The 9,562-nt window shown below is 64.7% G+C and carries 6 protein-coding genes, 1 tRNA gene and 4 pseudogenes; 4 read left to right on the forward strand and 7 right to left on the reverse strand.

The genetic code is table 11. From position 1 onward, the window contains the following. Positions 1–4: 4 nt before the first annotated feature. Together ABZ195_RS09580 and ABZ195_RS09585 are read left to right on the forward strand one after the other, a co-directional pair. Positions 5–1,363: an FAD-binding oxidoreductase gene (locus tag ABZ195_RS09580; RefSeq protein ID WP_355216983.1), complete on the forward strand. Its 1,359-nt coding sequence runs from the start codon at positions 5–7 to the stop codon at positions 1,361–1,363. 51 nt (positions 1,364–1,414) lie between these two features. Continuing rightward, a tRNA-Met gene (locus ABZ195_RS09585) sits at positions 1,415–1,488 on the forward strand. 907 nt (positions 1,489–2,395) lie between these two features. Here the strand turns inward: ABZ195_RS09585 and ABZ195_RS09590 are convergent. Both ABZ195_RS09590 and ABZ195_RS09595 read right to left on the reverse strand, forming a co-directional pair. Beyond that, positions 2,396–2,656: pseudogene (locus tag ABZ195_RS09590) on the reverse strand (transposase); the annotation flags it as partial. A 132-nt stretch (positions 2,657–2,788) separates the two neighbouring features. Beyond that, complete coding sequence (locus ABZ195_RS09595) at positions 2,789–3,463, reverse strand: TetR/AcrR family transcriptional regulator (RefSeq protein WP_355216985.1); 675 nt, start codon at positions 3,461–3,463, stop codon at positions 2,789–2,791. Positions 3,464–3,634: 171 nt separating this feature from the next. Here ABZ195_RS09595 and ABZ195_RS09600 point away from each other — a divergent pair, with 171 nt between their 5' ends. Both ABZ195_RS09600 and ABZ195_RS09605 read left to right on the forward strand, forming a co-directional pair. After that, positions 3,635–3,964: a transposase gene (locus ABZ195_RS09600; RefSeq protein ID WP_355216987.1), complete on the forward strand. Its 330-nt coding sequence runs from the start codon at positions 3,635–3,637 to the stop codon at positions 3,962–3,964. Positions 3,965–3,966: 2 nt separating this feature from the next. Further along, entirely contained in the window at positions 3,967–5,358 is a 1,392-nt protein-coding gene (locus tag ABZ195_RS09605; protein ID WP_355216989.1) for a helix-turn-helix domain-containing protein, read from the forward strand. Positions 5,359–5,383: 25 nt separating this feature from the next. Here the strand turns inward: ABZ195_RS09605 and ABZ195_RS09610 are convergent, their stop codons facing one another. From ABZ195_RS09610 to ABZ195_RS09630, 5 genes and pseudogenes are all read right to left on the reverse strand, one after another. Beyond that, complete coding sequence (locus ABZ195_RS09610) at positions 5,384–6,151, reverse strand: ATP-binding protein (RefSeq protein WP_355216991.1); 768 nt, start codon at positions 6,149–6,151, stop codon at positions 5,384–5,386. A 79-nt stretch (positions 6,152–6,230) separates the two neighbouring features. Then, positions 6,231–6,618: pseudogene (locus tag ABZ195_RS09615) on the reverse strand (IS21 family transposase); the annotation flags it as partial. A gap of 53 nt (positions 6,619–6,671) precedes the next feature. Then, positions 6,672–7,469: pseudogene (istB, locus tag ABZ195_RS09620) on the reverse strand (IS21-like element helper ATPase IstB). Continuing rightward, positions 7,466–8,011: a hypothetical protein gene (locus ABZ195_RS09625; RefSeq protein WP_355216993.1), complete on the reverse strand. Its 546-nt coding sequence runs from the start codon at positions 8,009–8,011 to the stop codon at positions 7,466–7,468. The pseudogene istB and the gene ABZ195_RS09625 overlap by 4 nt, the downstream one beginning before the upstream one ends. 84 nt (positions 8,012–8,095) lie before the next feature. Continuing rightward, positions 8,096–9,324: pseudogene (locus ABZ195_RS09630) on the reverse strand (IS256 family transposase). Positions 9,325–9,562 lie beyond the last annotated feature (238 nt).

The following is a 9,562-nucleotide window of genomic DNA, read 5'->3' on the forward strand; positions in this document are numbered from 1 at the left end:
CCCGATGAATTCCCTCACCATGACCGAGAACGACGGCATGGAGCAGTTGCGCAGCTACGTCGGCGCGCCCGTCGCGCTGCCCGGAGAGCGCGTCTACGATCGCGCGACGCCCTGGAACGTGGCCGTGCCGGTGCGTCCCGGGGCGGTGGTCCTGGCGGCCACGGCGAGCCACGTCGCCGAGGTGATGCGGTTCGCCGGTGACCGGGGCCTGAGGGTGGCGGTGCAGGCGACCGGCCACGGTGCCGTCCCGATTGGTGCCGACACGGTGCTGGTGCTCACCGCGGGACTGTCGGGGTGCGTCGTGGATCCGATCGCGCGGACCGCCCGCGTGGGTGCCGGGGTTCGGTGGCAGACCGTCCTGGACGCGGCCACACCGCATGGTCTGGCGCCGCTGTGCGGATCGGCGCCCGGGGTGGGTGTGGTCGGCTTCCTGACCGGCGGAGGCGTCGGTCCGCTGGTGCGCACCGTCGGACTGTCCGCCGACTACGTGCGTGCGGTGGAATTGGTGACCGGCGCAGGTGAGATCCTGCGGGTCACGCCCGAGGAGCACGCCGACCTGTTCTGGGGCGTGCGGGGCGGCAAGTCGATGTTGGGCGTCGTCACCGCCGTCGAGATCGATCTGCTGCCCATCGGCGAATTCTTCGGTGGCGCACTGTTCTTCGACGGCGAGCACGCCACGGAGGTGCTGGGGGAGTGGCGGCGGTGGACGGCCGACCTTCCCGAGACGGTCAACACGTCGGTGTGCATCCAGCAGCTGCCGCCGCTGCCAGGTGTACCCGAGCCGCTAGCCGGCCGGATGACCGTCGCAGTGCGCTACACCGCCGTGGGTGACGTCGCGGAGGCGCAGCGGCTGCTACTGCCGATGCGCGAGGCCGCCCCGGTGCTGATCGACGCCGTCGGGGTGCTGCCCTATGCGGCGATCGGCGCGGTGCACGCCGACCCGGTGGATCCGATGCCCGTCCACGAAGGCCACGCCCTGCTGCGCGAGCTGACCGCCGAGACGGTCGAGGCGATCCTCGCCGCGTGTGGGCCGGGTTCCCGGTCGCCGCAGACGCTGGTCGAACTGAGGCTCCTCGGTGGTGCGTTGGCGCGCGAGCCCCGCCACCGCAGTGCCTTCTGCCAGCGCAATGCCGCGTATGCGCTCTCGGTCATCGGGGTGCTCGCCTCGCCGGACGGCGCCGCGGTCGCATCGCACGCCGCGGACCTGGTGGCCGCGGTGGCACCGTGGTCAACGGGAGGGCAGATGCCGAACTTCGCGGCGTCGGACGATCCGGGCCGTCCCGGACGCTGCTACGACGAGGACGCGTTGGCCTGGTTGACCGCCCTGGCCCGACGCCACGATCCGGCGTCGGTAATGCGCTGACCATACGATTTGGAGGTATGGGGGCTGCTCGGTAACCTTGTGTTCACCCGTCGCGGGGTGGAGCAGCTCGGTAGCTCGCTGGGCTCATAACCCAGAGGTCGCAGGTTCGAATCCTGTCCCCGCTACTATGCAAAACGGCTCCCGGAGATTTCTCCGGGAGCCGTTTTCATGCCGTATGGGAACACTTTTGGGAACATTCGCAAAGGCTAACGAACTTTTGGGCGTCAGTGAGGTCCTCGCAGAGGCCGCGTGATTCGCAAAGTTGGACGCGAGTCTGTGGGTTCGAGAACTTGTCGGTGACTGCTTGTAAATTGATGACAAGCGTGTAACTCGATCGAACGTGCCGTTCGGAGTACTGCACGACGTCTTGACGCACAGGCGGAGGGTGCTCATGGGTTACACGGCGCAGATCCTCGATGACGTCCGCAAGCAACTGGCACCCGAAGACCTTGTGCTCAAAGAGGCCCGTGATCGCCGTGAGGCTGTGAAGACCGCCGCCCGTTCCTTTCGCGGCGTGCTGCGCACGTACAACTCGGGGTCGCTCGCGCACGCCACTGCCAATTGCCCGATCCATCACCGTGATAAGGGACTGGACGCCGATTGCGGGATTGTCCTAGACCGCAGGAGTCACTTCACGCTTGGTCCAGACTCGACCTCTCACGATGGACCCGCTGGAATCGTTGCGCGGGTGCTGGAACACGTAACGCCTCAGATCGCTGATGAGTATCCGCGAGTGCAACTGTCGGTGACGAAGCGAGCGATATTCGTCGAGATGAATCAACCGTTCAGTAGCGGTGAGGATCCAACCGTAGACCTGATCGTCGGTCTCGAGCGCCAGGCCAACGGCCTCTGGATTCCCAACACCGAGGAGCATCGCTGGGATCCGTCGCATCCCGAAAAGCACACGCAGTTGCTGACTGGTGAGCCCAAGTCGTTACGGGTACTTCGCGTCCGCGCTAATCCGTTTAGCGAAGGCCGAAAACAAGCGATCGACGCCGCCGCCCGTCGTCGGCACCTCCGACGACGTCCGCGCGCGTTCTCCTTGCGCAGCCGTTGCAGCTCTGCGCGTTCGTCGTCGTCGAGCACCTCGGGATTATCGGTCGCCGAGCGGGCTTTGGCCGGCGCGACCCACCGGCCAAGCAGTTGTTCTCCGACACCGATCTCCGCGGCGACGCGCGCGATCGGCCGACCGGTATCGACGACCAGGCGCACCGCCTGCTCGCGGTACTCCGGGGTACTCGCGGTACTCCGGGGTATAGGTCGTGCGCTTGCGTTTCCCCGACACGGGAACATCCTCCCCGCAGGATCAGCAGCCCCGCGATCAAATGTCCACCATCAGGGGTCAACCCCACAACGTCTTCGCAAGGGCTATGCCGATGGAGGACTCAGTAGCGCTCAGGCAGTGATCCCTCGACCAACTGCACACTAGGTCTCGCTCATCCCGACCACTCGCGCAGGCGGAGCGCCGGCGTTTTGCTGCAGCACATAGCTGCCGAGACTGCCGAGAAACCCGGCGCAGTGTTCGACTAGCTCGTCAGTGGGGACGAACTTCAGCTCGCCCTCGAGCCGTTGACGCAGAATTTCGAACAGACCTCCGACACCCAGGGTGGAAGCCAAGTGAGCGACGCCCACTGCAGAATTGGCGATGTCGAGATGCAGTCGGGCCTCGCGCAACACAAGGTCAGCGAATCCGGCCATCATTTCACTTCGCAACTCTCGGAGTAGTGGTTCGGCCGCAGATTCGACGAACAGTATTCGGCCCAGCCGAACGTCGTCGTCGATCATGCTGACCAGGGCACGAATCGGGCCGTATGCCAGTTCTGCGGGCTCGCCTCCGGCATTGGGAATGGCGCGGACTATGACATCGTGAAATATCGTGTAAACCTGCTCGTACACCGCCCGCAGGAGATCGCCACGCTCGGCGAAGTGCTGATAGAAGTAGCGCGACGTGACGCCAGACTTCGCGCACACGGCAGTGACGGTGGTGGCCGCGACGCCGCGGGTGCCGACCAACTCGACACCCGCATCGACTAGCCGTGCCCGCCGGGATCGGTGACGTTCATCGGCAGACATCCCGCTGTAGACCCGCTTCGTACGCACGATTCCTACCTTGCCATCTGAATCTGACTAGCAATATGGTCACATCATAGAATGGTCCAAACGACAGAAGAATCAAAGAGCAACTGGCGAGCCCCCGATACCGGGTCCACTTGTGGGGTTGACCCCTGATGGTGGACATTTGATCGCGGGACTGCTGATCCTGCGGGGAGGATGTTCCCGTGTCGGGGAAACGCAAGCGCACGACCTATACCCCGGAGTACCGCGAGTACCCCGGAGTACCGCGAGCAGGCGGTGCGCCTGGTCGTCGATACCGGTCGGCCGATCGCGCGCGTCGCCGCGGAGATCGGTGTCGGAGAACAACTGCTTGGCCGGTGGGTCGCGCCGGCCAAAGCCCGCTCGGCGACCGATAATCCCGAGGTGCTCGACGACGACGAACGCGCAGAGCTGCAACGGCTGCGCAAGGAGAACGCGGAATTACGTGTGGATAGGGCGTTTGTGAAAAGAGCAGCGGCCTTCTTCGCCTCCGAACAGAACCGGTAGCCATGTACCGGGTCGTCGAGGCGGAGAAGGTCAACTTCACGGTATTGCGCATGCCCGGACTGCTGGAGGTGTCGCGTTCGGGGTTCTACAACTGGCGTGCCGGCGGCCCGGCTGGCTCGTCGCCGACGCAAGCCTGCCGCGACCTCATCGATACCAAGGTCAGGCTATTCCACGATGCCTCCGATCAGATGTATGGGGCACCGCGGATCCAGGCCGATCTGCGCGAAGAGGGCTTCGCGGCGTCTCGCAAGACGGTGGCGGCCTCGGTGCGGCGCCAGCAGCTGGCCGGGATCCTTGGTTTCTCGGGGTCGTTGCAACGTCTCGATGAGGAAGAGGTCATGGCGTTGTCTGATGAATTGGCGAATCATCCAGGTGTAGAACGGTATTCGGCGGGTCAGCGGGAGTCATTCTTTCGGTTGCTGGACCGTGGAGGCACGATTCGGGCAGCGGCGGCGGGTGTCGGGGTCAGCCCGGACACCGGTTACCGGTGGCGACGCGAGGCTGGGGTGGCCAGCCAACGCCAGACCCCTCGGGTCTACAGCGAGAAGGAGAAGGCCGAGTTCTTCCGGCTGCTCAGCATCGGGGGCAACGTCTCGGCGGTGGCCCGAGAACTCGGCTTCGTGCGGGTGACCTGCTACAAGTGGGCTCATCAGGCGGGGATCTTCACCGGCCGCGACGTCAGCGATCAGCGTACGGAGTTCTTGCGGCTTCGCGGCGAAGGGGCGAGCAGACGCGACGCCGCCGTGGAGGTCGGTGTCGATAAACGCACGGCCCAGGACTGGGACAAGGGCATTCGCCAGTTTTATGGTGGGCGTGTCTATCCCGATGGACGGGTCGTGAAGTATCGCCCGGCGGAGATACTGGCCAATGTGAAGACTCCGCGAAACAATCACGGTGACAACGGTACTGACGGCACATTGGAGAGGCTGCAATGCTCGATTAGCCCGCGATACTTGAGTCTTATTGACTGTGAACAGATCCACGACTTGACGACCCGTGGCATCTCGATCCGTGAGATCGGGGATCGGTTGGGTCGGTCGCCGTCGACGATCAGCCGCGAGCTACGGCGCAATGCCACCGAAGCATTGGGGTTCCTGCCGTATTCCGCGCATCGGATGGCCGCGGTGCGGCGCGAGCGGCCCAAGGAGCGCAAACTGGATCGGGCCGGCCGGCTACGGCAGTACGTCGGTCACGGGCTTCACCGCCGCTGGTCACCCGAACAGATCAGCCGAAGGCTGGTCAAGGACTTCCCCGGCGATCTGGAGATGCGGGTGTTCACCGAGGCGATCTATCAGGCGATCTACCTGCACGGTAGGAGTGCGCCGGTGTCGCTTGCCAGGGTGATGGGGCCACCTGGTTGCCAGGGGGGTGGGACCACCGTGGCGCGTTATTGAGGATGCTCGTCGGGGTTGGTCCGGGTCAAGTTGACGCGGGTCGGGTGCGTTGCCGGTAGGACGGTCCTTCGATGACGAGGGTGTGGGCGGTGGCGGTGAGTCGGTCGATCGCTGATTGGGTGAGCAGGGTGTTGGCGGTCATGGTCAGCCATTCGGCGGGTTCCCGGTTGGAGGTCACGATGGTGGTCTTGGCGCGGTGGCGTTCGACGATGATTTCGTAGAAGTCGCTGCTTTCGGTGGCGCCGAGGGGTCGCAGCGCGAAGTCGTCGATGATGAGGACGTCGATGGCGGTCAGGCGGCGGATCTCGGCATCGACGGTGTTGTCGAGACGGGCGGCTCGCAGCCGGGTGAACAGTTTGTCCGATCGCGCGAACAGAACGCCATGGCGGCGACGAATTGCCATGTGCCCCAATGCTTTTGCGAGGTGCGTCTTGCCTACTCCGACGGGCCCGAGGATGATCGCAGACTGTCCAGCGTCGAGGAATCGTAGCGAGGTCAGGTCCCCGAGCAGGGTGCGGTCATAGCGAAGGTCGTCTTGGGCGGTCCAGGTGTCGAAATGCATCGTCGGGTCGAGCCCGGCCTTGGCTGACCGCAATGCCGCCGAGCGGGATTCACGCCTGGATACCTCGTCGGCGAGGAGCGTTTCGAGGAATCCGATGTGGCTGAGCTTGTGCTGGCGGGCGAGCACGGCCCGTTCGGGCAGGGTGTCGGCCAGGGCGCCGAGCTTGAGTGCTTTGAGCAGTCGGGTCAGGTCGGCACCGACCGGTTCGGCGGCGCCACGATGGGTGTTCATGTTCAGTTCTCCTGGGCTGTGGGTGCGTCGGTGACGACGGTCAATGATGCTGTAGTGGTGTGGAATTCGGCTGCGCTGCGGGTTGTTCTTCGGCGGTGAACACCTCCAAGGGGCGTGCGCAGGTGCTGCCGTGGATCCGGGTGCCGGCAGTACGCTCACACCACGCGGTCGTGGCCTGCTGCGCCTGATCCAGGCTGGCGAATGTTTCACCGTCCCAGAAGTTTCGGCGCACGTACTGCACCGCCCGTTGCACCCGCGGCTTGTCCTTAAGGGACCGCACCCGGGCCGGGTCGGTGAGGAACCCGACGTGGCCGGCGTAATCCAGCCACCCCTGGGTGAAGCGGGGGGTTGACCGCATCGGCAGCGGTTATCACCGGCTTCAGATTGTCCGGGATCAGGACCCTGAACACCCCGCCAAAGAAGTTCCACGCTGCCTGGCATCCGGTGATCACCGCGACCAGGGTGCGTTTCGTCAAGTGATTTGGCCCCACCGTCGTCATGAATTTTGGCCCCATCTGGTCTAGGTGGCGCGCTTGGCTCGGGTGGTCGTTTTGCTGGTGCGTAGTCGGTAGGACTTGGTGCCGGTCTCGATGATGTGGGCGTTGAAGGTGACGCGGTCGACGATGGCGGCGACCAGGCGTGGGTCGGGGAATACGGTGCCCCATTCGCTGAAGGGCAGGTTGGTGGCGATCGCGACGGAGGCGCGTTCTTCGCGTTCGATGATGATCTGGAAGAGCAATTCGGCTCCGCGAGGGTCGATTTGGACGTATCCGAGCTCGTCGAGGCAGAGCAGGTCCGGGCGCCCGTAGCGGGCCACGACACGTCAGAGGACCCGTTCGTCGGCGGCTTCGACGAGCTCGTTGAACAGTTGGGCGGTGGTGACGTGGCGGACCCGGCGGCCTAGTTCGCAGGCCGCCAATCCCAGCCCGATGAGGAGGTGGGACTTGCCGGTCCCGGAGTCACCAAGGAGGACGACTGGTTCGCCGGCGTCCATGTAGTGCCCGGCGGCCAACTGTCCGAGGGTGGCGGGTGCGATGCTGGGTACTGCGTCGATGTTGAACTCCGCCAGCCGTTTCAGTCTCGGGAACTTGGCATCGTTGATGCGCCGGGTGCGGCGCCGTTCGGTGCGGTCGTCGACTTCGGCGGCCAGGACTTCGGCGAGGTAGCGCAGGTGGGTGTGGCGTTCTCGGTCGGCGATCTCGGCCAGGCGGACCGCTTCGGCGCGGACGGTGGGCAGGTGCAACTCGCGGGCCGCGGCGCCGATGGAGGCTTGCGCAGCGGCATCGACGGTCGTCGTCTTGCTGGCTGTGGCGGTCATGAGTCGCTTCCGGTGAGCAGGTCGTCGTAATCGGCCAGCGACGGTGGTGGCCGGTCGTAGCGGGCCAGTCCGTCGATCGTGGCCACGGGTACGAGTGTGCTGGTGTGGCGGCGGGCGTCGATGAGCACCGTCTCGGGATCCAACCATCCCGAGGTGACCGCCCGATCCATCGCTGCGATCAGCGAGCCGGCGGGCATGCTGCGGTGCGCCAGCAGGATGGCGATCAGGGCACGGGTTCCCTTGGCGTCGCCTCGCGCGGATCGGGCTGCATCCCAATACCTTTGATGAGATGCGGTGAACACCCCGCGGGCCTTGGCCTGTGCCAGTGCGGTCGCCCCGGGCAGCGCCCCGGGTTTGGCCCTGAGGACCTCCAGGTAGCGATCCAGGCACAGCACCTCGACGTAGCGTCCGACAGCTCGTTCGTGGGAGGCGACCAGTCGGGGTCCGTCGTAGACCTCGACGGTCCGGGCGGCCAACCGCACCGGTAGGCGTCGCCCGGCGTAGCGGGCCGGGAAGGAGTAGAAGCATTGCCGCACAGACACTCTGGCCCGGTTGTCGACACGGGCTTGCAGTAGCCTGTCACGAATTTTGTGTAAGTCCGAGAAGGGGCTACTAGGAGTTTTTCTCTAGCACAAGGGAAGGCGGCCAGGGAAGAGCCTCGACGTGGTATTCAGCGCGACCTTCCAGCCCTGTGTGCCGGTGCCCGATTCGCCTCCTCTCTGGCTGGAGATGTTCCGCAAGCCGAGGTAGAGCAACTGCATCGCGGCGTCCTTGTCGGGGAAGTGACCGCGGTTCTTGGTGATCTTGCGCAGCTGAAAATTCATCGATTCGATGGCGTTGGTGGTGTACACGATCTTGCGCAGCTCGACCGGGTAGTCCAGGAACGGGATGAACTCACTCCAGACCAGGCGCCAGGTGTCGATCGCTCCGGGGTACTGCTCACCGAACTTGCGGTCGAATTCGGTGAGCGCGAGCTCGGCACCCTCAACGGTCGGCGCGGTATAGATTTCGCGCATCGCCGCGGCGACCTTCTTGCGGTCGCCGTAGGACACGAACCGCATCGCGTTGCGGATCACGTGCACCACACAGGTCTGCACCACCGTCTCGGGAAAGACCGAACGGATCGCATCCGGCAGGCCGGTCAAGCCATCGCAGCAGGCAATCAAGGTGTCATGCACACCGCGGTTTCGCAGGTCGATGACGACCTTCTGCCAGAACTTCGCTCCCTCGGTGTCCTGGATCCAGCAGCCCAACGCGTGTTTGCGGCCATCGACGTCCACGCCGATGGCCAAATAGGCCACCTTGGTGGTCACCACCCCGTTATCCTTGATCCGCAGGCGTAGGCCGTCGATGTAGAGGATCGGGTACACCTCGTCGAGCGGGCCGGATTGCCACGCCTTGATCTCATCGACGACGACTTCGGTGATGTTGGAGATCAACTCCCGCGACACCTTCGCCCCGTACACCTCCTCCAGGTGCGCCTCGATGTCTCGGGTCGTCATTCCACGCGAATACAACCACAGCACAACGGAATTGATGTTCGACAGTCGTCGGGTCATCTTCCGACCGGTTCGAAGGACCCGTTGCGGTCACGCGGCGCGTCGATGGTGACGGGTCCGTTGACGGTGTTCACCGTCTTGGTCGTCGAGCCGTTGCGGGAATTGCCCGACCCGTGACCGGCCGGGTCGCCAGTCTCATACCCCAGATGATGGGTCAGCTCGGCGGCCAGCGAGCGTTCCAGCACCGCCTTGGTCCGTTCATTGAGCAAACCGTCCGCCCCATCGATCGGGGTACCGGATTTGACCGCGTCGGTGATCAGCGAATCCAACGTCTCGGCTGAGAACGTCTCCGCCAATCGGCGCGCGGCCGACTTCTCCGCACTCGCCGAAGCTATGGCCTTGGTCACAAAACACTCCTTCTATCCGCCCGAACGGCGGTCCGATGATGGACCACCCCGGACTTACACAGATGGAATGACACGCCCGCTTGCAGTAGCCGTGAACCGCCCCGGGTTCGATGCACTCCTGGTTACTGGTGTGCAGCCTCTGACTGGGCTGGTTTCCTAGCGTAGTAGATGGCCTCGTATTCGATCG

The organism is Mycobacterium sp. NPDC006124 (genome assembly GCF_040614235.1).
Classification (GTDB): Bacteria; Actinomycetota; Actinomycetes; order Mycobacteriales; family Mycobacteriaceae; genus Mycobacterium.

Coding starts and splice junctions, on each gene's coding strand:
- ABZ195_RS09610 (WP_355216991.1), bottom strand. CDS start 6,151: ATGAACACCCATCGTGGCGCCGCCGAACCGGTCGGTGCCGACCTGACC.
- ABZ195_RS09580 (WP_355216983.1), top strand. CDS start 5: ATGAATTCCCTCACCATGACCGAGAACGACGGCATGGAGCAGTTGCGC.
- ABZ195_RS09605 (WP_355216989.1), top strand. CDS start 3,967: ATGTACCGGGTCGTCGAGGCGGAGAAGGTCAACTTCACGGTATTGCGC.
- ABZ195_RS09600 (WP_355216987.1), top strand. CDS start 3,635: ATGTTCCCGTGTCGGGGAAACGCAAGCGCACGACCTATACCCCGGAGT.